The following is a 22,652-nucleotide window of genomic DNA, read 5'->3' on the forward strand; positions in this document are numbered from 1 at the left end:
TTCGTTCCTTCGTCACTACGACGAAGCCCCAACACTCCTTAAATCACAACCTCAAATCTGTGCCATTGGTGCTGACGGGGAACAGTCATGGCTGATCTGGGCGGCAAGGATGATCCCTATCACGTCAATGTGGGCCTTCGCATCGTCAACACGCGGCTCTCGGTTGATCAGAACCAGGGAACCGCAAACCCGACCTATTTCGGCACCGACAGCTGGAACGGGGTCCTGCGCGATTTCGCCACGACAACCACTGTCCGCAACTACACCGACTTCCTGCCAAGCATCAACGCTGTCGCCAATGTCGGTGAAGGACAGAAGGTGCGTTTTTCTGCCGCGCGTGTCGTTGCCCGTCAGAACCTGTTTGACCTTGGCCGCGGGTTTGCCACCGATTTCACCCGCAACCCCACCACCGACCTGTTCACCTTCACCAGCGGGAGCCGCGGCAATGCGGCGCTCGAACCCTATCGCGCCAACCAGTTCGACGTGACCTATGAATTCTATTTCGGCCGCCAAGGTTTGATTTCGGTCGGTGGTTTCTGGAAGGAAGTCGACTCGTTCGTGCGGACCGACACGGTGGCGGTGTTCGTGAACGATCAGGCAGGTGGTCGCCTTGGCCCGGTTTCGCAGCCGGTCAATGGCAGCGGCGGAAGAGTTCGCGGCTTCGAAATCGCGGCACAGTACGCTTTCGACTTCGGCCTCGGTTTCAATGCCAACTACACCTTCTCTGACACCAAGACCGACGCAAAGAACGACTTCAGCGACGGGCTGCCGCTGCCCGGTGTCTCGAAGCATTCGTTCAACGGCCAAGTCTACTTCGAAACCGGCGGTGTTTCCGCACGGCTTTCTTACAGTTGGCGCTCGAAGGCCTATCTTGGCAACTTCGGCTTTGGCGACGGCGGTACGACAAGGACCCTTGGCATTTATGGCAGGTCTTACGGACAGCTCGACGGTCAAATCTCTTATGACATCACCAAGAACGTGGGTGTCTTCGTGCAGGGCATCAATCTGGCAAAGGCGGATCAATCTGCTTACCTTCAGTTCCCCGATCTGCCCTTCCGCTATGAAACCGGTGCCCGCCGGATCTATCTGGGCGCAAAGGTCAATTTCTGATCCTCGGCGGCGGGTCCCTCTCCCCCCGCCGCCACCCCTGCCGGAGCGCGCAGGCGCTCCGGCATTTTTGCGGATATGAGCAATGAGTGAGCCTGTCCGTTCGATCATGGTTGTTGGCGGCGGCACCGCTGGCTGGTCGGCTGCGGCCTTGCTGTCGAATGTGCTTGGTCCAACTTGCAAGATCACCCTGATCGAATCGTCAGACATCCCGACTGTCGGCGTGGGTGAGGCCACCATTCCACCGATCTTCGAGTTCCTGCAAAACTGTGGCATCGACGAGGTAGATTTCATTCGCCGCTGTCAGGCGACCTTCAAGCTGGCCATCCGCTTTGACGACTGGCTGCACCGCGGGCACCGCTATTGGCATCCCTTCGGCACATTCGGGATGACCATCAACCAGCGTCCGTTTCATCATTACTGGTGGAAAAACAAGGCGCAGGGCCATGCCGAAACGCTCGCTGACTTCTGCCCCTCGATCGCCTTGGCCGAAGCATGCAAGTTTGTCTTCCCCTCCCCCGATGGCAGTTTCCCCGGCGGCGGCGTCGCCTTTGCGCTGCATTTCGACGCAGGGCTGGTCGCGCAATATCTGCGCGCGCACGCCGAGAAAGCCGGAGTGCAGCGGCTTGATCGCCGCATCAAGGGGGCGACAGTTTCCGCCGACGGGCTCATCACCAGCGTGGTCTGCGACGATGGCGAGGAATTGCAGGCTGATCTCTACATCGATTGCTCGGGCTTTCGCGGGCTGCTGATCGAGGAATCGCTCAAGGCAGGGTATGACGATTGGAGCCACTGGCTGCCCTGCGACCGGGCGGTGGCGGTGCCCAGCGCGCCGCTACCCGGCCGCACGCCCTATACGATCGCGGGCGCGCAGGAGGCTGGCTGGCGCTGGCGCATCCCGCTGCAAAACCGGGTCGGCAACGGCTATGTCTGGAGCAGCAAGTTCACCGACGAAGCGGCCGCCACTGCAACCTTGCTGTCAGTGCTCGATGCCTCGCCGCTGGCCGAGCCGCGCCATCTGCGCTTTACTGCCGGCCACCGCAAGGCCATGTGGATCGGCAATTGCGTGGCGGTCGGGCTTTCGAGCGGGTTCCTCGAACCGCTGGAATCCAACAGCATCCACCTGATCCACACCGCGCTCAACCGGCTGATCGATTATTTCCCGCGCCGCGATTTCGAGCCTTCGCTGGCGCAGGCCTATAACCGCGAAGCGGCGGCGGAATATGCCCATATCCGCGACTTCATCCTGCTCCACTATGTGCCCAACCAGCGCGTCGGTGAGCCGTTCTGGGACTACATGCGCGGGCTGGAGCTGCCGCTGTCGCTCGCTGAGAAGATCGATCTGTTCCAGGCCAGCGGACGGATTGTCTCGCGGCGGCGCGAGCTTTTCGCCGATATCAGCTGGTTCTTCGTCGCCCATGGCATGGGCATCGATGCTGCGCAGTATGATCCGCTGATCGATGCCGCGCCATTCGCAGATGTGCGCGGGATCATCGGTCAGATGCGCGAGGTGATGCAGCGATACCAGGCGGCAGCCCGGTCGCATGACGATATCCTCGCGCTGATGCTCGATCCACGCGAGACAAGGCGGCCCAATTTTGGCTTCCGCCGCGGCGAGATCGGGCGATAAACCGGGTTGCGATCTAGATAGTCATGGGACCACGCGCGATCACGTGGGCGGCGGCGGTCCGGCGGATTCGCGAATGATCAACTTGTGGGCATGCATCCGATCATGAATCGGCTCGTCGCCAGTAAGCTGGGTAAGCAGCATATCGGCCGAACTTGCCGCCATATCGAACACCGGCTGTTGCACCGTGGTCAGGCGCGGCCAAACAATCCGCGACACTTCGGCATCATCGAACCCGGTGATCGAGACATCTCCCGGCACCGAAAGCCCTAGATCGCGCGCCGCCATCAGTACCCCGACGGCCATGTCATCATTTTGCGCCAGGATTGCGGTCGGCCGCGCCGCGCCGGAAAGCAGCGTCTTGGCGGCGGCATAGCCTGAATCGAAGGTGAAATCGCCCTGCTCGATCCAATCGAGCCGCAGTTCCAGCTTGGCCGCGGCAAAAGCCTGCGAATAGCCGATCAGCCGCGCCTCGCTCGAATGATGGGTCGCGTCGCCCTTGATGATCGCGATGGCCCGGTGGCCGAGACCGATGATGTAGGCTGCGGTTTCGCGCGCGGCGGCAACATCGTCGATCAGATTGTTGGGGCCGATATCGAGCAGCCGGGTCGGCGCGATCCGGGCGAAAGGCATGCCGGTCGCGCGCAACCCTTCGAGGATGACCGGATGGTCCGAGGCGGGCGGTGCCAGCACCACGCCGTCCAGCGCGGCCGAGCGCAGCAGGCCGACGACTTCGCCGGCATGCTCGCTGATCGATCGCACGGGAATGACGACAAGGCGGTAACGCTCCGAAGACAGGCGATCGAGCACGCCCTTCTGCAGCTCAACGACATAGCTGGCGCTGGGATTTTCATAGACCAGCCCGATCAGGTAGGACCGCCGACTGACCAGCCCCTGCGCCAACAGGTTTGGGTGATAATTGAGCCGCTTGGCCGCTTCGAGCACGCGTTTCTGGAGATCGGGTTTGACATGCGGTTCGCCGTTCAGGACGCGCGACACGGTCTTGTAGGAGACCCCCGCATCGCGGGCGACATCGACAATCGTCGTTCTTTTTTCAACTTTGGCCACGGCAAACCAGTTTACGCCTCGCACCCACATGTCAATGCCCGGGATGCCGCTGGTCGCGCCGCGATCGCTTGCGGCACGGGTGCCTGCACCGCGCAAAGCCCGGTAGACCGGGAGAGCCCCGGGGCATACGCTGTGTGTCGGATGCGAGCGCATCGCCTGGCCGGAAACCTAGGCTCAAGCTATATTAATTCGCTCCGCGAGATAGCCGTTGGTTGGTTCGGTGGCGGCCCATCAACGCCCGCTACGATCGCTGCGCGTGCGCAAGGTCAAGGCGTGAACCACCAGCCGCCCCGAAATCACTATTTTTCAATTTCTTGGTGTATTTGAGTGGTGGAGCCTAGCGGGATCGAACCGCTGACCTCCTGCATGCCATGCAGGCGCTCTCCCAGCTGAGCTAAGGCCCCACTATCTCAGGCGCAGGTGCCGTGGGAGGCACGCGCTCCGGCAGCATGCCGCCGGGAGCAGCGCCTTTATGCGAGGGCTGTCCGGCTGGCAATAGCATTCTTTGATGCTGCCCGGAAATCACTGGACCGCGCCGTGGGCAAGCCCCCCGGCGCAGTCAGCGATCAGGATTCCTCGTCTTCGCCGTCGTGTCCCGGAACGCCCAGATCATCATCGCCGCCAAGATCGACGTCGTTATCTGGCATATCCGCATCCTCGTCGATATCCAGATCCTCATCGGCAATATCGGCATCGGGGATCGCCTCGACCTTGGCCTTTTGAATTTCTTCGTAGGGGATCGGCTGCTTGGACTTGAGCACCGCATCGGGCGTCCAGGCATATTTGCACTCAACGCAAGTGACCGGCTCGTCGTTGCCCATGTCGTAGAAACGGGTGCCACACTTCGGGCAGCCATGTTTTGCGCCCCATTCTGGCTTGACCATGAAGTATCCTCGAATGTTTGCCCGGTGCGGAAACTGCCCGGACGCCAAGATAATTGCCTAGTTGGTGCTTTATCGCAGGAAACCAAGCGCGGCGCGCGCCTTGCCATAGGCGTTGCCCGCTGTCAAAAGCCCGCGTCATCCCAACCGCACCCGAAAGACCGATTTGTCCGTGAATGCCTCAGATCCCGGCGCGACGCGCCCCCGCCGCTTTGCCGCTGGCGGCCCGCTGTGCGGCCGCATTCGCGTTCCCGGCGACAAATCGATCAGCCACCGCTCGATCATGCTGGGCGCGCTCGCGGTGGGCCGCACGCACGTCACCGGGCTGCTCGAGGGCGAGGATGTGCTTTCCACCGCCGCTGCGATGCGAGCAATGGGCGCGACCATCGCGCGGCTCGATAATGGCACATGGACGATCGACGGGGTGGGCGTGGGCGGGCTGCTTCAGCCGCGCACCGCGCTCGACATGGGCAATTCGGGCACCTCGACGCGGCTGCTGATGGGGCTGGTCGCGAGCCATCCGATCACCGCCACTTTCATCGGCGATGCCAGCCTGTCAGGCCGCCCGATGGGCCGGGTGATCGAACCGCTCTCGCAGATGGGCGCAAGCTTCACCGCCAGCCCGGGGGGGCGCCTGCCGCTCACCTTGCGCGGGATCATGCCCGCAGTGCCCATCACCTACACCCTGCCGGTCGCCTCGGCGCAAGTCAAAAGCGCGGTGCTGCTCGCAGGGCTGAACACGCCGGGCATCACCACGGTGATCGAACCGATACCGACCAGAGACCATTCCGAACGGATGCTGCGCGGCTTCGGCGCCGCGCTCGAGGTTGAGATTGCCAGCAACGGCACGCGCACCATCCACCTCACTGGCGAGGCCGAACTGCGCCCGCAAGTGATCGAGGTGCCCGGCGATCCTTCGTCCGCCGCCTTCTTCGTGGTGGCTGCGTTGCTCGTGCCGGGGTCGGATCTGGTGATCGAGAATGTCGGCCTCAATCCCACCCGCGCCGCGCTGTTCGATGTGCTGCGCGCGATGGGCGGCAGCATCGACGAGATCGATCGGCGCGACGTGGGCGGCGAACCGGCCGCGGATTTGCGCGTGCGCGCCTCGGCGCTGAGCGGCATTGTCGTCGATCCCGCCGCGGTGCCTAGCATGGTCGATGAATTTCCCGTGCTGTTTGTCGCCGCCGCGCTCGCTTCAGGCCGCACCGTGACAACGGGGCTGGAAGAACTGCGCGTCAAGGAAAGCGACCGCATCGCGGTCATGCGCGCCGCGCTGGAGCTGGCCGGCGCGCGCGTGATCGAGACCGAGGACGGGCTGATCATCGATGGCACCGCCGGAGAGCCGCTGGCAGGCACGCCCGAGGGCGCGGAAGTCTCCACCCACCTCGACCACCGCATTGCCATGAGCATGGCCGTGGCGGGGCTTGCCAGCCGCCAGGGCGTGGCGGTGGACGATACCCGCCCGATCGCGACCAGCTTTCCGGTGTTCGAAGCGCTGCTGGCCAGCGCCATGAGCGCTGCGTGATCATCGCTGTCGATGGGCCGACCGCATCGGGCAAGGGCACGATTGCAAAAGCACTGGCCGCGCACTTCGGCTTGCCGCATCTTGACACCGGGCTGCTCTACCGCGCGGTCGGGCACCAGGTGGCGCTGCACGGCGGCGACCCTGACGACGCCGCAGATGCGCTGGCCGCGACGCAGTTTCCCGAAGGTCTACTCGCCGATCCGGCGCTGCGCAGCGAAGTGTGCGGCGGGCTCGCCAGCCAGGTCTCGGTGCACAGCGCGGTGCGCGCCGCGCTGCTCGAGAGGCAACGCGCCTTTGCAGCGCAGCGAGGCGGCGCGGTGCTCGATGGGCGCGACATCGGCACGGTGATCGCTCCAGAGGCTGAAGCCAAGCTGTTTGTCACCGCCAGCGTCGCCGCGCGCGCCCAGCGACGCTGGGCAGAAATGCTGCAGCGCGGAGAGGATGCTGCGCACGAGGCCATCGCAGCCGATCTCGCGGCGCGCGATGCCCGCGATGCCGCGCGCACGGCAGCGCCGCTGCGGCAGGCGGCCGATGCGCTGCTGCTCGATACCTCGGCGTTGAGCCCCGCAGAGGCGATTGCCGCTGCGATCATGCTGGTCGATGGCAAGATTGCGGCGCAAGGGACCGCCCGATGACGACACCGCGCCTCACCATCCGCGCGTTTTCCGATGATCTCGCACCCGCGTTTTACGATATCAACGCCGAATGGATCGAGGCGATGTTCGTGCTCGAACCCGTTGACCGCGAAGTGTTGATGAACCCCCGCGCCAGGATCATCGATACAGGCGGCGCGATCCTGTTCGTCGAGGCCGAGGGGCTTGGTGTTGTCGGTACAGGCGCGCTGCGCCCCGCTAGCGGAAGCGCGTTCGAGCTGACAAAGATGGGCGTAACCGAGACGGCGCGCGGCTTGAAGGCGGGCGAATTCCTGCTTGCGGCGCTGATCGCCCGCGCAGGGCAACTCGGTGCCGATCCGCTCTACCTGCTCACCAACCGCGATTGCGCGGCTGCGATCCACCTTTATGAAAAGCTCGGCTTTGCGCATGATGCTGGGATCATGCAGACGTATGGCGCGCTTTATCAGCGCGCCAATGTGGCGATGGTTTATCGGGGTTTCATGCCGCGCAGCCCCCTCTAAAATCCTTCTGACCGCTGCCGTCCTACTGCATGTGGTAAACGCAAGGGTGGAGAAGGCCGATGGAAATCAACCCAGCCGACAGTGAATTTGTCAGCAAACGCCGCGAAAAGCGGGTTGGTTTCGAGCTTCCGGTGCGCTGCAAGCATGGCATGATCCGGTCAACGGTCATGCTTAAGGACATGACCCCGCGCGGCGCAATGATCACCGGCCTTGAAAAGCTGCGGATTGGCGAAGCGGTAACTTTGTTCCTGCCAAGCCTCGCCCCCAAAACCGCGTTCGTCGTCTGGTCCGAACCGATGACCTCGGGGCTTGAGTTCGAGTGGGCGCTGCACGAGGATGTGTTTGCTGCGCTGGTCGCTGATTATGCCATAGGCCACCTGCAAAAGGCGGAAAGCCGCCCGGTTCGGCACGCCGCCTGAGAAACTGCGGCACGCCGCCTGAAAACCGCCAGAGAAGCTTGCATTCCCCGCCAAACTCGCTAGTTACCCTCGCTCCCGCAGACAGCGCATGATTGCGCCCGCGCGGGAAATCGAAGAAAGCCGGAGGGGCCCCGCAATCGTGCGGATCAGCCAGCGATCGGTTGGAATGCAAAGGACGCCAAGCGCATGGCGCTTTACGAGCATATCTTTTTGGCGCGTCAGGATCTGAGCCAGGCTCAGGTTGACGTGCTCGCCGCCACAGCCACCGAAATCGTCGAAGCAAACCACGGCAAGGTCACCAAGGCCGAGCAGTGGGGTCTGCGTTCGCTGGCTTACAAGATCCAGAAAAACCGCAAGGCGCACTTTGTTCTGCTTAACATCGATGCCCCTCCGGGCGTGATTGCCGAGCTTGAGCGCCAGACCTCGATAAACGAAGACGTGATCCGCTTTCTGAGCGTACGTGTCGACGAGCACGAGGCCGGCCCATCGGCCATGATGCGCAAGAACGACCGCGAGCGCACCCGCCGCCGCGAACGCGAAGGGGAATAATCCATGGCCCGTCCCTTTTTCCGCCGCCGCAAGTCGTGCCCGTTTTCGGGCAAAGGCGCGCCAGCGATCGACTATAAAGACGTGCGCCTGCTGCAAGGCTTCATGTCCGAGCGCGGCAAGATCGTGCCAAGCCGTATCACCGCCGTCTCGGCAAAGAAGCAGCGCGAGCTGGGCCAGGCGATCAAGCGCGCCCGGCACATCGGCCTGCTTCCCTACATCGTGAAGTAAGGAGCGCACCCATGCAGATCATCCTGCTCGAGCGCATTGAGAAGCTCGGCACCATTGGCGACGTTGTGAACGTCAAAGATGGCTATGCCCGCAACTTCCTGTTGCCCAACAAGAAGGCTCTACGCGCCAACGACGCTAACCGCAAGGTTTTCGAAGCCAACCGTGCGCGGATCGAGGCGGACAACGCCAAACGCCGCGAAGAAGCCAGCGGCGAAGCGGCCAATGTGGAAGGCCGCGAGGTCGTCCTCATCCGCGCCTCGTCGAACTCGGGCCAGCTTTACGGTTCGGTTTCGGTCCGCGATATCGTCGATTCGCTGGTTGAACAGGGCGCCAAGGTCAACAAGTCGATGATCGTGCTCGAACGCCCGATCAAGGCGATCGGCGTTTCGACCGTCAAGGTTTCGCTTCACCCCGAAGTCGTCGTTACGGTCAAGGTCAACGTGGCCCGTTCGCCTGATGAAGCCGCGCTGCAATCGCAGGGCGTCGATGTCATGTCGGCCATGTTTGATAACGAGGAAGGCGGCTTCACCGAAGCCTATGATCCCAATGCAGAACCGGGCGAAATCCCGGCCGACCTGCTGGATGCAGAGCCAGAGGCCGCAGCAGAAGCCTGATCGGCTTTTCGCGGTCAACGCAGTTCATAAAGGGGCGTCCGCAAGCGGGCGCCCCTTTTTCGTGCGGCAAGATCGCGTTTGTCAGCCCGGGACTTAAGGGCCTATGATCGGCAAAATTGGTTTGGGGACAATGATGAACGCAAAACATGGTATCGCGCTGGCCGCATTGCTGGCCGCATTCGCGCCGCATGGTGCGCAGGCAAAGGCCACGGCACAGGCGGCCAAGGTGATCATCGAGCGGGACGAATGGGGCATCGCGCACATCTCCGGCGCGACCGATGCCGATGCGGTTTACGGCATGATCTATGCGCAGGCGCAGGATGATTTCCCCCGCATCGAGCAAAACTATCTGGTCAGCTTGGGCCGGCTAGCCGAGGCGGAAGGCGAAGCGGCGCTGTGGCAGGACTTGCGCCAGCGGCTGTTCATCGATCCGGCCAGGCTGAAGGCGGACTATGCGCGCAGTCCGGTCTGGCTGCGCGCGCTGATGACCGCATGGGCCGCGGGGCTCAACGCCTATCTCACAGACCATCCTGAAGTGCGCCCGCGCGTGATCACCCGGTTTGAGCCGTGGATGGCCCTGAGCTTCACCGAAGGCAGCATCGGCGGCGATATCGAGCGGGTGCCGCTCTCGCAGCTCGAAGCGTTTTACGGCAAGCGCACGGTGGCGATGACCGCTGACGAACGCGGGCTGATCATGCGCGAGCCGCTCGGCTCCAACGGCATCGCCATCGCCCCGTCGCACACCGCCGATGGCAAAGCGCTGCTGCTGATCAATCCGCACACCAGCTTCTTCTTCCGCGCCGAACAGCAAGTGACCAGCCGGGAGGGCCTCAATGCCTACGGCGCGGCGACCTGGGGCCAATTTTTCATCTACCAGGGCTTCAACGCCAACGCGGGCTGGATGCACACCTCCAGCGGGGTCGACAATGTCGACGAATTTGCCGAAACGCTGGACGCGGGTCCTGATGGCAAGCCCGGCTATCGTTATGGCGACAAAGTGCGCACACTGCGCAAAACCGCGATCACGCTCAAAGTGCGCCAAGCCGATGGTTCGCAGGCCAGCCGCACCTTCACGACGTATGCCAGCCACCACGGCCCGATCGTGCGCGAAGAGGGCGGCAAGTGGATCGCCTTCGCGCTGATGAACCGGCCGATCGCGGCGCTGGAGCAGAGCTTTTTGCGCACCAAGACGCGCGATCTGGCCAGCTTCCTCAAAGTCGCTGCGCTTCAGGCCAATTCCTCGAACGACACGCTGTTTGCCGACAGCAAAGGCAATACCGCCTATCTCCACCCGCAGTTCGTGCCGATCCGCGACCCCCGCTTCAATTGGCAGGCCCCGGTCGACGGCAGCGATCCGGAGGCGGAGTGGAAAGGGCTGCACACCATCGCCAGCCTGCCCAATGTGATCAATCCGGCCAATGGCTGGGTGTTCAATGTCAACGACGCACCGTGGAATGCCGCCGGGCCAGACAGCCCGCGCGCCGCCGACTATCCCGCTTACATGGACGAGGCGGGCACCAACGCGCGCACGCCCCATGCCAAGACGGTGCTCGGCGCCCGCCGCGATTTCACGCTCGATCGGCTGCTGGGCGCGGCTTATGATCCCGCCCTGCCCGCGTTCGACCGGTTGCTGCCCGCGCTGATCGCGGCGCACGAGGCCGCGCCAGATCCGGCGCACGACGCGCCGGTCGCGCTGCTCAAAGGCTGGGACCGCCGCTGGAGCCTCAACTCCACCGCCACCACGCTGGCGATAACGTGGGCCGAGACGCTCTGGGCCAACGTCGCCGAAGATGCGGCCAAGGCGAATGTCCCAGTCTATGACTGGATGGCCACCCGCGCCAGCGACACCCAGCGCCTCGCCGCGCTCGGCGAGGCCGCCGCAAAGCTCAAGGCCGATTTTGGCGACTGGCAGGTGCCGTGGGGTGAAATCAACCGCTATCAGCGCAACGACAGCGCGATCAAACAAACCTTCAACGATGCAAGGCCCAGCACGCCAATCCCGTTTACCAGCGCCCAATGGGGCTCGCTCGCCGCGTTCGGCGCATCGCGCTATCCGGGCACGAAGCGCACTTACGGCACCTATGGCAACAGCTTCGTCGCGGTGGTCGAGTTCGGACCACGGGTGAAAGCCCGCGCAATCAGCATCGGCGGAGAGAACAGCGACCCGGCCTCGCCGCACTTTGCCGACCAGGTGGACCGCTATGCGCGCGGCGACTTGCGCCCGGTGCATTTCTACCCGGACGAACTGGCAGGCCACATCACCTCGCGTCAGGAGCTGGTGCGGCGGCGCTGATCCGAGAGACTAAGTTGACATAGTTGACACAGTCCTGAGAGAAAACTCAGGGGGCGGGGCGGGCCGCGTTTCGCGTTGTAATTAAAGGCATTTTCGCCGAACCGCCCTGCCCGCACGTTCCTACAAGGAAAGCAGCCTGTTGGAGAGACCCTAAAGGCACAGCGCCGCCCCTCCCCAGCGGGCAGGCGATGCAGCCATGCGGGCGGAGGACGGGAAGACGGCGTGGGACGAGGTATCCACGGTTCAAAGAGCGATGCGCGCTATGCCGGGAAGGCGGCATGTAGGAAAATGGTTTTTGCCTCGGCGGCTGGGGATGCGCGCTGGGCGCGGTGCGGGTGAGACTCCGGCGATTTGGGGATAGCGTACCTGTCTCCGCGATGGCTCGCCGGCCCGGCGCTGCGGCTACTGCCGATCATCTGGCGCGGTGGGCTGGGTACGGCGGCGCAAGCGAATAAGAGGGACGAGATTTAGTGGTTATTGCACCTGCTAATGTTACTCGTTGCAGGTCGGCAAACTGGGTACGATATTTTGTTGGTTTCATAAGCTGATAGCAAAATTTCCCACCAGAATCGTACTATCTCCGGAAAATCTAGTCACGGAGTTGTCAATTTATTCGGCGATTCTATATGCCAGAAATTTTCTACAGATTACCTTTGTCACCGCAGCGTCGAGGGAAAGAACATGAGCTTTGTCCAAATTGCGAGCTGGAACATTGAGCATCTGAGTGGCTCTTCGAGGTCTGATCGTCGACAAAGTGCGTATGCTCTGGCCGATCACATTGAGATGTCTGGTGTTGATGTAATGGCGCTTCAGGAAGTATACGTTACAGCCCACGACGAAGAAATTAGTATTTTTGAAGAATCTCCACCGATTAAGATTGCGACTGATGGGGCGAGACGAAATTCGGATCTCGACACAGTTTGCTATTTGCTCGAAGAGCATCTTGATGAGAAATGGAAATATCTACTTCTGCCGAACAAGAATGCAGGAGACACTTCGCAGATTTGTGGTTTTATTTGGAATACTAACAAATTAACACTCTCTGATGTGAAGGTGTTGAACGTTTCTCACAAAGACGGTGATGATAACCTTTGGGATCGCAAGCCTCACGTCTTGCGATTCACTTCGGAGATCAAGGTATTTCGCCGCGATGCCAATGGCAATTGGCAAGAGCTAGATGAGAAAAGAAGCTTTTCCCTGGTACCACTTCACATGAAGTCGAACTACGGCGGCGTCACAAAAAACAGACGTGTCCGAGCAAAAGAAGCCTTATCGCTATGCGCCGCAATAGATGATTTGAGAGATTCCATCGACCCCTCGATCATTATGATCGGCGATACAAACATTCTTAATAATGCCGAACCTGCGATCGAAACATTTTTGACACGTGGTTTCCGAGATCTGAACAATAATGATGCAACAACATACTGGAGCGCTCAATACGCCGAGGCTCCTTTTGATCGCGCTTTTGTTGCCATGGATCGTGACGAGTTGAAGTATACCCGCCAATATGTTCTACGTTCATCCGACCTGACAGCACATGATCGATTCCTGTCAGATCACTATATGATCAAAATTAGTATCAAAGACTACGTTGATGACGCCGATACGCGCTAACGCCCTTAGCTTCCAAGCGCGAACTATTGCGGCAGCGTCAAAACTACTGCGACTGTGCGAACGGCGCTCCGTCGAATAACCAACAGTCTTGTCACCGCAGCGCCGATTAGCGCCTTTCGTGCGCGCGTCCCATTTGCCTCCCCCTCCACCACCCTGCGGGCGGTCCCCCTCCCCGTTCCGGGGAGGATTTGGTTCTGGGTTGCAAGGGTTGTGGCAATTGCTCGCCGGGGGCTGCTCTTCTTTGGTGGTTGCCTGGCCGGACCGGGGCCCCGGCCTGCGCCGGGCCGCAGGGAGGGTATCAGAAGCGGATGCCGACCCCGGCGAGGGCCTGGTTGCGGTTGATGCGGTTGCCGTAGTCTGAATAGCGATATTCGATTTTGGCGTAGAAGCGCTCGTCGAAGCCGTGTTCGAGGCCCACGCCGGCGCGGATGCCGTCGCGGTTTTGCGAGTTGAGCCCGGTGCGCGGGCCGCGATTCATCTGGAACGATGATGTCAGCCGCACATTGCTGTATCCGGCCAGCGCATAGAGCCGCGTGCGCCCGGTGCCGAGATTGACGCCGAGGCGGGCGTTCGCGCTGAGATCGCGCCCGGTGCGCAGGCAGGATTCAAAGATGCCCGGCGCGACAAAAGCAACCAGCGGATTGACCTGACAACGCGAGCCCGTGCTGAAATCGGCATTGGCTTCGAGACCAACGAAAACCTGCTTCCCGACCGGCTGGTCATAGCCGATGCCAAAGCCGTAGACGCCGCCCTCGACCGGCCTGAAGGTCGAGTCCGACGGGCTGAAAAAGCTTTGGTTCGAGAGGCGATCGTAACCGCCGTGGATTTCGGCGCGCAGGCCCTCTGCCTGGGCAGCGCCTGGGCAAGCGAGCGAAATGATCACGGAAAGGATCATGGCAAGACTGGGACGACACAGCTGCATTGTTCCCTCCCCGGGAAGATTGGTGGCGACGACATGATCACCGTGACTGTAAACGCGCCTGCGTCGATGATCCTTTCCCTTGGCACGCAAATCACGCCTCACCGGAAGACAGCGATTGCTTCCTGCGGCCGGACTGGCGCCCGGCCTGCGCCGGGGCGCGGGGGCTGACTCTCTAGAGCCCTGCCAGCCGGGCGCTGTCGTCCCAGAGTTTGGCGCAGGCGGCGGCGTCTTGCGCAAGGGCGGAGGGGGCCATCGCGATGCACCTGCCGCCGCGCATTGCCCAATAAGTGCCGCGCTCGCTCGCATGGGCGGCGCTGAGCGCGAGATCGGCGTGGGCGCGGCCCGAGGCGGCGACGGTGCTGGTGCGGTCGCGCTTCATGGTGAGCGGGATGATCTTGCCCGCCGCCCACGCAATCCACGCCGGGTTGTCGCGGCCCAGCCGGGTGCCGGGGACATAGCCAGGATCGAACGCCATGGTGCTGAACTCTGGATGGCGCACGGCCAGTTCGCGCGCAGTCATGATGTTGCAGAGTTTGGACGAGGAATAGGCGCGAAAGCCCGCGTTGCGCGGGGATTTTTCAGGGTTGGGGTCGCGGTCTGGGAACGCCAGCCAATCGGCCTGCGCGTGGCACGGCGGGGTGACGATGGACTTTTCCGCAGGATCATGCGTGCCGCTGCCGGTCAGGATCACCCGCGCTCCAGGCGCGAGCACGGGAAGCAGCAGCCGGATCAACAAATAATGCGACAGGTGATTGACCGCAAACGTGCGCTCGAAGCCTTCGCTGGTCGGTTCGAGGCTGGTGAATTGCAGCCCGCCATTGCACACCAGCGCACCGACTTGCGGGCCTGCGGCAACGGTTTCCGCAAAGGCGCGCACCGAGGCCAGCGAAGCCAGATCGAGCTCAAGCATCTCGGCGGCAAAGCCGGGCGCGCGGCCGGCTGCGCCGCGCGCGCCGACGACTAGCTGCGCGCCTGCCTCGGCCATATGCCGCGCCGCGACTTGGCCGAACCCGGCGGTTGCCCCTGTCATGATGATCCGCATCGCCGCCGCTTTCGGTTGGATATAGCGGGCAAAGGTTAGTGAAATAGATTTTTATTTGCAACTCAATATGCGGCGCCGAGAAAATCGGCCAACGCGAGCCCCATTGCGGGTTCGGTGACGCAGCTCATGTGGCCGCCGGGAATGACCGCGCGGCGGGCATGGGGCAGCGCATCGACCAACCGGTCGGGGTTGCCATTGTCGGTATCTTCCGCGCCGCACAGGACGAGCGTGGGCATGGTGAGCGCGGCCAGTTCGGCGGGGTCGGTATCGGCGTTGGTGCCCAGCAGCAGGCGCAGCGCGTCGTGGTCGAGCGCCATCGTTTTCAGGAATGCTTGCGCGAAATACGCGGGATCGCCGCGCGGGATGGTGCCGAAGCGGTCTAGCACATCGAGAAAGAAATCGCGCCGCCGCGACCATCCGGCGAGGCCTTCGAGCCCCATGCCCGCCAGCACCAGCCGCCTAGGCGCGAGGCCCGCGAGCACGCCGCGCGTGGCGGTGCGCGCGCCAAGCGAAAAGCCGACGAGATCGTAGTCGGTGAGGCCAAGGTGCGCCACCAGCGCTTCCAGATCGCGCGCCAGCACATCGCGCGGGTAGGCTGCGGGGTCCTGCGGCGCGGCGCTTTGGCCGTGGGCGCGCAAGTCTGGCATCAGGCACTCGAAGCCCGCTTCGGCCAGCCTTGCCGCAGTGCCATATTTGACCCAATTGACCTGCGCCGAGGAAAACAGCCCGTGCAGCAGGATCACCGGCCTGCCCTCATCAGGCCCTTTGGCCCCCAGCCGGTGCAAAGCCAGCGGCGTGCCGCCAAAGCCGGCAAATGTCTCTGAAGTCAGCAGCTTGTCAGCCTTTCTTCAGATGGCGGCGGCCAAGCAGCTCGGCGATCTGCACCGCATTGAGCGCGGCGCCTTTGCGCAAGTTGTCTGACACGCACCACAGCACCAGCCCGTTGTCCACCGTGGGGTCTTCGCGCACGCGGCTGACATAGGTGGCGAAATCGCCGACGCATTCGATGGGGGTGACATAGCCGCCATCCTCGCGCTTATCGATCAGCATGATGCCGGGGGCCTCGCGCAGGATATCCTGCGCCTCGGTGGCCGAAATCTCGTTTTCGAACTCGATGTTGATCGCCTCGGAATGGCCGACGAACACGGGGACGCGCACGCATGTGGCCACGACCTTGATCTTGGGATCGAGGATCTTCTTGGTTTCGACCACCATCTTCCATTCTTCCTTGGTGAAGCCATCATCAAGGAACACGTCGATATGCGGGATCACGTTGAAGGCGATCTGCTTGGTGAACTTGGTGACCGACACCTCGTCGCCGACGAAAATCGCGCGGCTTTGCTCGAACAGCTCGTCCATGCCTTCCTTGCCCGCGCCAGAGACCGACTGGTAGGTCGAGACGACGACGCGCGTGATCTTGGCGGCATCGTGCAAGGGCTTCAGCGCCACGACCATCTGCGCGGTCGAGCAATTGGGATTGGCGATGATGTTGCGCTTTTTGTAGCCGTCGATCGCCTCGGGGTTCACCTCGGGCACGATGAGCGGCACATCGGGATCCATGCGGTAAAGCGAGGAATTGTCGATCACGACGCAGCCGGCCGCCGCCGCCTTTGGCGCATAGATCTTGGTCGGGCCGGAGCCGGCGGCGAACAGCGCGATGTCCCAGCCCGCGAAATCGAAGTTTTCGACATTCTGCACTTTGAGCATGCGGCCGGTGTCGCCGTATTCGATGGTCAGCCCCTGCGAGCGCGGGCTTGCGACCACCGCCACTTCATCGGCGGGAAACTCCCGCTCGGCGAGGATGTTGAGCATCTCGCGGCCGACATTGCCGGTCGCGCCCACGACCACTACCCGGTAACCCATTCCTTGGAACTCCACTCTCCTGCCGATGGCAGTTTGAACCGAGCTTAGTAGCCGATTGCCGCGCCATGCCCAAGTGCCTTTTGCAGGGACAGCCTCGCGGCTCGGCGCAACATTCCGAAATAAGACAAAGGCATTACAGCAATCATCTAAAACTAAACGCCCGGTGAACGCAATGTTCAGCGAATGCCAATTGCGAATCACTTATCAAGTCCGAGGGCGCAGCCCAGCAACCAGATAAAAGGAAGAAACCAATGGCTATTCGTTATGGTACTGACCTTGCAAACCGGATTTTTGGAACAGAATCTGCCGATTTTCTTTATGGCTATGCAGCAGGCCGCAAGTCATTCGACATCGGCAACGACTTTATTGATGGCGGCAAAGGCAATGACTTCATCGATGGGGCCGGCGGCAACGATCGTCTGTTTGGCGGCGAAGGTGATGATATAGTGTATGGTGGGCGGGGCGATGACTACATCGACGGTGGCAAGGATGATGACCGCCTGTTTGGCGAAGACGGCAACGACACCATGCTGGGCGGCGAAGGGAATGACCGCATTTCGGGCGGCAACGGCGCGGATCGCTTGTTCGGCAATGATGGCGACGATACGCTGTTCGGCGATGCAGGGAATGACCTATTGCAAGGCGATTTCGGAAGCGACACGCTTGATGGCGGGATCGGCAACGACACGCTGCTGGGCGGTGCCGACACCGATACCTTGCGCGGCGGCCTTGGCAATGACTCGCTAACCGGCGGCATCGGCCAGGACTTTCTCTCGGGCGGGGCTGGTTCGGATGTCTTCGTATTCCGCGGCCAATGGGACTTCGACACGGTCACAGACTTCCAGAACGGCTTCGACAAGCTCGATCTGCGCGGCAACGGGCTGAGCTTCCGGACACTGAACTTCGAGATGACCGATGCCGACAGCGATGGCAACACCGATGACCTTTTGATCAAGACAGACGTCGGCTCGGCGGGCGAGATCGCCCTGCTGAACACCAACATGGCTGTGATCGACGCAGGCGATTTCTTCTTCTGATCCTGCCGACCTGACGAGGCTCCGGAAGCAGCGTATCCGCGCTGCTCCCGGAGCTTTTCACTTGCCGCTGCCCGCGCCGTGGCGATCGAGGAAGCGGAACATTGTTTCGTAGAGATGCTTGCTCACTTTGGGCCCGCTGATGCGGTGGGTGAAGCCGGGATAGAGCATCATCTCGAACGGCACTGCCTCGGCCTGCAGCTTGGCGACGAGCGCGGTGGTATTTTCGAATACCACGTTATCATCGGCCATGCCGTGGATCACCAGCAGCGGGTCGCTGATCTTGCCGGTATCGGCGAGCGCGTTCGAGGCCTCGTACACCTTCGGTTCCTTGTTCGGATCGCCGAGATAGCGCTCGGTGTAGTGCGTGTCATAAAGCTGCCAGCGCGTGACCGGGGCGACCGCGATACCCGCCGCATAAGCCCCCGGATTGGCCTGCAGCATCTTGATCGTCATGTAGCCGCCATAAGACCAGCCGAACGTGCTGACCCGCTTTGGATCGACAAAATCGAGCGATTTGAGATAGTCCGCGCCGACCAGCTGATCGGCCACTTCGACACTGCCCATCGCGCGCGAAATCGCGGTTTCGAAGGCCACGCCGCGATTGTCCGAACCGCGCCCGTCGATGGCGAAATAGATGTAGCCCTTGTCGACAATCGCCTGCGCCAGCGCGCCCTGCCAGCCGCGTTGGACGACTTGCGCATGCGGCCCGCCATAGTGGTAGGTGAACGCCGGATAGCGCTTGCCCGGTTCGAGCGGCGGGGTGAGCATCATCCAGTGAAGCGCAGTGCCGTCGGCCGCGCTCAAGGTGCCGAATTGCGCCGCGCGGTGGCTGGCTAGATAAGGCGCATAGGGGTGCTTGCCCTCGACCCGGTTCTCCTCGATCCACGAAAGCCGCTCGCCCGCGCTATCGGCCAGATAGGATTGCGGCGGCTGGTTGTCTGCGCTGCGCGTGACCACGAGGGTCTGGCCCTTGCGGTCCATTGCGGCAGAATTGGCGAAGGCGAGATCGGTCAGCCGTTCGATCTTTTCAGGGGCTTTGAGATCGAGCGCATAGACCTGGGGCGCGAGCACATCGTCGCGGGTGGCAGTGAAGGTTACGCGCCCGGCCTTTTCGTCAATCCCGACAAGGCTGGTGACAACCCACGGACCCTTGGTCAATTGCTGCCACGCGCCATCATCCAAGCGATAGAGATGGGCAAAGCCGTCGCGCTCCGAAAGCCAGATCAGGCTGCCATCCTTGAGGAAGCGATAGCTGTTCGACAGGTTGATCCAGCCCTTTGGCGCAGCGCGTTCGGAAAACAGCACGGTGGACTTGCCTGTGGCCGGATCGACGGCGAGCATATCGAGCACGGTCTGCGCGCGGTTCTCGCGCTGGATATAGAGCGTCTTGCCATCGGGCGCCCAATCGGCGCGGGCGAGGTAGATGTCCTTATCCGGCCCCAGATCGACCTGAACACGCGCGCTGCCGTCGCTGGAGATCACCCACAGCGAGACTTGCGCATTGGCGCTGCCGGCGATGGGATAGCGCTGGTCGAAGGTCTTGGTGCCATCGGCGCCGATCGCCGCGCGGGTGACGATGCCGACTCCGGCCTCATCGAACCGCTCCACGGCCAGGCGGCTTTCATCGGGTGCCCACCAGAAGCCCTTGAACCGGTCCATTTCCTCTTGCGCAACGAACTCCGCCTCGCCCCAATGAACCGTCCCTGCGGTTTCGGCAGGCGTGATGGCTTGCGGCAGGCTGCTGCCATCGACCGGACCGACATGGAGCCGTGCATCGCGCACAAAGGCGATATGCTGGCCCTTTGGTCCGAGCTCGGGATTGAGCTCGCCGCCTTTGGTCCCTGCGATCTTGCGCGAAGTGCCTTCCAGCCCGGCGAGGAACAGATCGCCATCGACCGGCACCAGCAAGGCCTTGCTGTCCGCCGTCCATTCGTAGCTGACGATACCTTTGAGATCGCCGATGCGCTGGCGCTCGCGCTGCATCTTTTCGGCTTCGGACAGTGCGCGGCCCGAGGCGAGCTTCAGCGAATCGACCAGCATGCGCCAACCGCCCTGCCCGCTATTGGCTTTGCGATCGAAGCCCCACAGGTCATAGCGCTCACGGTCGTCCGCGCGCGCGCGCAGAACAGTGACAAAGCGGCCATCGGGCGAGAGCTTAACCGCGCGCGGCACTGCACCGGCAAGGCCGGGGCTGGCGAACACGCGTTCGAGCGAAAGGGTTTGCGGCGGTGCCGGGACCATTACCGGCTCCTTCGCGCGGACAGGCGCGCTAACGGCGAGCGCGCAAAGGACAAGCAAGCGGGCGGCATGGCGCATGGCAATTCACATATCCCCAAATGGAAAAAGCGCCCCGGCAGATGTGCCAGGGCGCCTTTTCGAACACGGTGTGCGTGGTCTGTGGCTTGTGCCCTGACTTAGCTGGCCGGCTTTACCATTTTGCGCTCGGCAATACGCGCCGATTTGCCGGTGCGGCCGCGCAGATAGTACAGCTTGGCACGGCGCACGACGCCGCGGCGGACCACGGTGATGCTGTCGATGTTGGGCGAATAGAGCGGGAATACGCGCTCGACGCCTTCGCCGAACGAGATTTTGCGCACGGTGAAGTTCGAGCCGAGGCCCCGGTTCGAACGCGCGATGCACACGCCTTCGTAGGCCTGAACGCGGGTGCGCTCGCCTTCGACCACGCGCACGCCGATGCGCACGGTATCGCCCGCACGGAATGCCGGGATTTCCTTCTTCGCCTTGAATTCGGCGATGGCTTCAGCCTCAAGCTGCTGAATGAGGTTCATGGTCTAATCGTCCTGCACTTCATGCTGCGCGCCAGAGGCAGACTGGACCCGAGCGCCGATGTGGCGCTCCCAAAGATCCGGCCTGCGTGACCGTGTATCGGCTTCCGAACGGCGTTTCCGCCATTCCGCGATTTTCGCATGATCCCCCGATCGCAGCACTTCGGGGATCGTGCGCCCTTCCCATTCGCTGGGCCGAGTGTAGTGCGGATACTCGATGAGGCCGTTCTCGAACGACTCCTCAGTACCACTCGAGGCCGCGCCCATTACGCCGGGAAGCAGCCGAATGCAAGCATCGAGAAGCATGAGCGCCGCAGGTTCCCCGCCGCTGAGCACAATGTCACCGATAGAGACTTCCTCGATGCCGCGCGCTGCGAAAATGCGCTCGTCGAAGCCTTCGAAGCGGCCGCACAGCAGGATGATGCCGGGACCGCACGCGAGTTCGCGCACGCAGGCCTGCGTGAGCGGCTTCCCGCGCGGGGTGAGCGCGATAACGGGGCGTTCATTCCTCCCCGAGCTTGTCTCGTGGAGGGGGACCGCTGCCGGAGGCAGAGGTGGAGGGGAACATGTCGCTATCACCCCTCCACCACCCTGCGGGCGGCCCCCCTCCCCGAGCGAGCTCGGGGAGGAACTTTGCCGCGCATGATCAACCGCCGCCGCCAGCACATCGACGCGCAGCACCATCCCCGCCCCGCCGCCAGCAGGCGTATCATCCACCGTGCGGTGCTTGTCGGCGGCAAAATCGCGGATCTGGACGGCCTCGAGCGCCCACGTCCCCGCCTCCAGCGCCCGGCCGGCGAGGCTGACGCCGAGCGGGCCGGGGAACATTTCGGGGTAGAGCGTGAGGACGGTAGCGTGGAAGGTCATGTTTTCTTGCGCAAAAATGTAAAAGTCGCCGCAGAAATCGGCAATCCGATAACTATGCTGACAAAGGTGTAAAACGCGATTGCCCCGGCGATAACGAGCATGGTCATTCCATCGACGTCTATCGAGTCTTTTGAACTTGGAGCCATCTGAATCCAGATTAGTGAGATTGGATAAAGCAGCAGAAGCAGGCTGGGTATGATCAAACCACAGCACAACGTAAGCCTTCTCGTCGAAGCTTTTGCGAACAACTTATCGGCAAGCAGGCAGGCCAGAATCGTAAGCAACACGACGGCAGTGACGAATGCAAAGAGAAAACCCATTAAGCCGTCCAGCTCTCAACCTTGAGCCCCGGCACATCGGCGAAGTCCGATTCATTGTCCGTCACAACAATCAAACCATACGACAGCGCATGCGCAGCGATCAGCCGGTCGTAGCTCGCGCGCTTGAAAGGCAGGGTCGCGTAAGTCTGCGCCGCCTTGAAATCGAAATCGAGCACCGGGACTTCCTCGACGAAGGCGCGGAGTTGCTCGGTTGCCGATGGCTTCTCGTTCACCGAGCCATAGGCAACCTCGGCGTAGCAGATCGCGGACGTCACGATCTCGCCCGCCTCGCACTGTGACGCGCGGGCATAGACGCCCTCGTCGTTGTTCATGACCAGCGCGATGATGACATTGCTGTCGAGAAGGTACTTCACGGCTTGTCCTGCGGCTTGCCAATGGCACGCAGCGGACGATCCTCGAAAACGCGGTCCTCGGGCAGGATCGGCTTGAGGTTTGTGGCAGATCCCGCCACCTTGGCGATGTTGAACATGCGGCGCGGCTGCTCGACAGGCTCATAGGAGAGGAACTGCCCGTCGTCGACCATAAGCTCCATCTCCATTCCGGCTGCAAGCTTGGTTCCGGCAGGAATACGAACCGCCAGCGAGTTACCCGACTTGAAAATTTTGGTCCGGTGGCGTTGCTTGTCGATGGTTTTCAGCCAAGGTGCCGAGCCGAAGACACGCCCCAAAGCAAACTTCCTGCGATCTTCGGCGACGTTGTCGTCCTTTGCCATCATAGCTTCCGTATATACG

At 62.2% G+C, this 22,652-nt stretch carries 24 protein-coding genes and 1 tRNA gene; 12 read left to right on the plus strand and 13 right to left on the minus strand.

Features of this window, described 5'->3' with window-relative positions; all coding sequences use genetic code 11:
* Window positions 1–87: 87 nt before the first annotated feature.
* A complete protein-coding gene (locus Q0O40_RS03600) occupies window positions 88–1,110 on the plus strand; it encodes a TonB-dependent receptor (RefSeq protein WP_295526264.1) in 1,023 nt (340 codons plus the stop codon).
* Window positions 1,111–1,192: 82 nt separating this feature from the next.
* Window positions 1,193–2,737, plus strand: coding sequence for a tryptophan halogenase family protein (locus Q0O40_RS03605; protein WP_295526267.1), 1,545 nt, complete (start codon window positions 1,193–1,195; stop codon window positions 2,735–2,737).
* Between the two features lie 39 nt (window positions 2,738–2,776).
* On the opposite strand, the gene Q0O40_RS03610 is transcribed toward Q0O40_RS03605, so the two are convergent.
* The 3 genes from Q0O40_RS03610 to Q0O40_RS03620 all read right to left on the minus strand — a co-directional run bounded on the left by Q0O40_RS03610 (window position 2,777) and on the right by Q0O40_RS03620 (window position 4,686).
* A complete protein-coding gene (locus tag Q0O40_RS03610; protein WP_295526270.1) occupies window positions 2,777–3,802 on the minus strand; it encodes a LacI family DNA-binding transcriptional regulator in 1,026 nt (341 codons plus the stop codon).
* Between the two features lie 328 nt (window positions 3,803–4,130).
* Window positions 4,131–4,206: transfer RNA gene (locus Q0O40_RS03615), tRNA-Ala, on the minus strand.
* Between the two features lie 162 nt (window positions 4,207–4,368).
* A complete protein-coding gene (locus tag Q0O40_RS03620) occupies window positions 4,369–4,686 on the minus strand; it encodes an FYDLN acid domain-containing protein (RefSeq protein WP_295526273.1) in 318 nt (105 codons plus the stop codon).
* A 169-nt stretch (window positions 4,687–4,855) separates the two neighbouring features.
* Between Q0O40_RS03620 and aroA the strand changes: the two genes are divergently transcribed.
* From aroA to Q0O40_RS03665, 9 genes are all read left to right on the plus strand, one after another.
* Window positions 4,856–6,208 carry a 3-phosphoshikimate 1-carboxyvinyltransferase gene (gene aroA, locus Q0O40_RS03625; protein WP_295526275.1) on the plus strand — a complete coding sequence of 451 codons (1,353 nt, stop codon included), beginning with the start codon at window positions 4,856–4,858 and terminating at the stop codon, window positions 6,206–6,208.
* A complete protein-coding gene (locus Q0O40_RS03630) occupies window positions 6,205–6,843 on the plus strand; it encodes a d(CMP) kinase (RefSeq protein WP_295526278.1) in 639 nt (212 codons plus the stop codon). The genes aroA and Q0O40_RS03630 overlap by 4 nt, the downstream gene beginning before the upstream one ends.
* On the plus strand, window positions 6,840–7,343 hold the full coding sequence (locus Q0O40_RS03635; protein ID WP_295526280.1) for a GNAT family N-acetyltransferase: 504 nt from the start codon (window positions 6,840–6,842) through the stop codon (window positions 7,341–7,343). Before Q0O40_RS03630 ends, Q0O40_RS03635 begins: the two co-directional genes overlap by 4 nt.
* A 59-nt stretch (window positions 7,344–7,402) precedes the next feature.
* Window positions 7,403–7,762 carry a PilZ domain-containing protein gene (locus Q0O40_RS03640; protein ID WP_295526283.1) on the plus strand — a complete coding sequence of 120 codons (360 nt, stop codon included), beginning with the start codon at window positions 7,403–7,405 and terminating at the stop codon, window positions 7,760–7,762.
* A gap of 186 nt (window positions 7,763–7,948) precedes the next feature.
* The gene (rpsF, locus tag Q0O40_RS03645) at window positions 7,949–8,311 is read left to right on the plus strand and encodes a 30S ribosomal protein S6 (protein WP_295526286.1); all 363 of its coding nucleotides are present in this window, start codon (window positions 7,949–7,951) and stop codon (window positions 8,309–8,311) included.
* A 3-nt stretch (window positions 8,312–8,314) separates the two neighbouring features.
* Entirely contained in the window at window positions 8,315–8,539 is a 225-nt protein-coding gene (gene rpsR / locus Q0O40_RS03650; RefSeq protein WP_295526289.1) for a 30S ribosomal protein S18, read from the plus strand.
* Window positions 8,540–8,550: 11 nt separating this feature from the next.
* Window positions 8,551–9,153, plus strand: coding sequence for a 50S ribosomal protein L9 (gene rplI / locus Q0O40_RS03655; RefSeq protein ID WP_295526293.1), 603 nt, complete (start codon window positions 8,551–8,553; stop codon window positions 9,151–9,153).
* A 130-nt stretch (window positions 9,154–9,283) separates the two neighbouring features.
* Complete coding sequence (locus tag Q0O40_RS03660; protein WP_295526295.1) at window positions 9,284–11,446, plus strand: penicillin acylase family protein; 2,163 nt, start codon at window positions 9,284–9,286, stop codon at window positions 11,444–11,446.
* A 681-nt stretch (window positions 11,447–12,127) separates the two neighbouring features.
* On the plus strand, window positions 12,128–13,063 hold the full coding sequence (locus tag Q0O40_RS03665) for a hypothetical protein (RefSeq protein WP_295526298.1): 936 nt from the start codon (window positions 12,128–12,130) through the stop codon (window positions 13,061–13,063).
* A 298-nt stretch (window positions 13,064–13,361) separates the two neighbouring features.
* On the opposite strand, the gene Q0O40_RS03670 is transcribed toward Q0O40_RS03665, so the two are convergent.
* From Q0O40_RS03670 to Q0O40_RS03685, 4 genes are all read right to left on the minus strand, one after another.
* Window positions 13,362–13,946, minus strand: coding sequence for an outer membrane beta-barrel protein (locus tag Q0O40_RS03670; RefSeq protein ID WP_295526300.1), 585 nt, complete (start codon window positions 13,944–13,946; stop codon window positions 13,362–13,364).
* Window positions 13,947–14,157: 211 nt separating this feature from the next.
* Window positions 14,158–15,015: an SDR family NAD(P)-dependent oxidoreductase gene (locus Q0O40_RS03675; RefSeq protein WP_295526303.1), complete on the minus strand. Its 858-nt coding sequence runs from the start codon at window positions 15,013–15,015 to the stop codon at window positions 14,158–14,160.
* A gap of 74 nt (window positions 15,016–15,089) precedes the next feature.
* Entirely contained in the window at window positions 15,090–15,818 is a 729-nt protein-coding gene (locus Q0O40_RS03680) for an alpha/beta fold hydrolase (protein WP_295526401.1), read from the minus strand.
* A gap of 46 nt (window positions 15,819–15,864) precedes the next feature.
* Window positions 15,865–16,890, minus strand: coding sequence for an aspartate-semialdehyde dehydrogenase (locus tag Q0O40_RS03685; protein ID WP_295526305.1), 1,026 nt, complete (start codon window positions 16,888–16,890; stop codon window positions 15,865–15,867).
* Window positions 16,891–17,141: 251 nt separating this feature from the next.
* Between Q0O40_RS03685 and Q0O40_RS03690 the strand changes: the two genes are divergently transcribed.
* Entirely contained in the window at window positions 17,142–17,927 is a 786-nt protein-coding gene (locus tag Q0O40_RS03690; RefSeq protein ID WP_295526308.1) for a calcium-binding protein, read from the plus strand.
* 57 nt (window positions 17,928–17,984) lie between these two features.
* Here the strand turns inward: Q0O40_RS03690 and Q0O40_RS03695 are convergent, their stop codons facing one another.
* The 6 genes from Q0O40_RS03695 to Q0O40_RS03720 form a co-directional block, all read right to left on the minus strand.
* Complete coding sequence (locus tag Q0O40_RS03695; protein WP_295526311.1) at window positions 17,985–20,168, minus strand: S9 family peptidase; 2,184 nt, start codon at window positions 20,166–20,168, stop codon at window positions 17,985–17,987.
* A gap of 173 nt (window positions 20,169–20,341) precedes the next feature.
* On the minus strand, window positions 20,342–20,716 hold the full coding sequence (gene rplS / locus Q0O40_RS03700; protein ID WP_295526313.1) for a 50S ribosomal protein L19: 375 nt from the start codon (window positions 20,714–20,716) through the stop codon (window positions 20,342–20,344).
* Between the two features lie 3 nt (window positions 20,717–20,719).
* Complete coding sequence (gene trmD / locus Q0O40_RS03705) at window positions 20,720–21,580, minus strand: tRNA (guanosine(37)-N1)-methyltransferase TrmD (protein ID WP_295526316.1); 861 nt, start codon at window positions 21,578–21,580, stop codon at window positions 20,720–20,722.
* Complete coding sequence (locus Q0O40_RS03710; RefSeq protein WP_295526319.1) at window positions 21,577–21,900, minus strand: hypothetical protein; 324 nt, start codon at window positions 21,898–21,900, stop codon at window positions 21,577–21,579. The genes trmD and Q0O40_RS03710 overlap by 4 nt, the downstream gene beginning before the upstream one ends.
* A complete protein-coding gene (locus Q0O40_RS03715; protein WP_295526321.1) occupies window positions 21,900–22,274 on the minus strand; it encodes a type II toxin-antitoxin system VapC family toxin in 375 nt (124 codons plus the stop codon). Before Q0O40_RS03715 ends, Q0O40_RS03710 begins: the two co-directional genes overlap by 1 nt.
* The gene (locus Q0O40_RS03720) at window positions 22,271–22,636 is read right to left on the minus strand and encodes a hypothetical protein (RefSeq protein ID WP_295526323.1); all 366 of its coding nucleotides are present in this window, start codon (window positions 22,634–22,636) and stop codon (window positions 22,271–22,273) included. Before Q0O40_RS03720 ends, Q0O40_RS03715 begins: the two co-directional genes overlap by 4 nt.
* Window positions 22,637–22,652: the final 16 nt, after the last annotated feature.

It is taken from the genome of Novosphingobium sp. Chol11 (assembly GCF_945870625.1).
In the GTDB taxonomy this organism is placed as follows: Bacteria; Pseudomonadota; Alphaproteobacteria; order Sphingomonadales; family Sphingomonadaceae; genus Novosphingobium.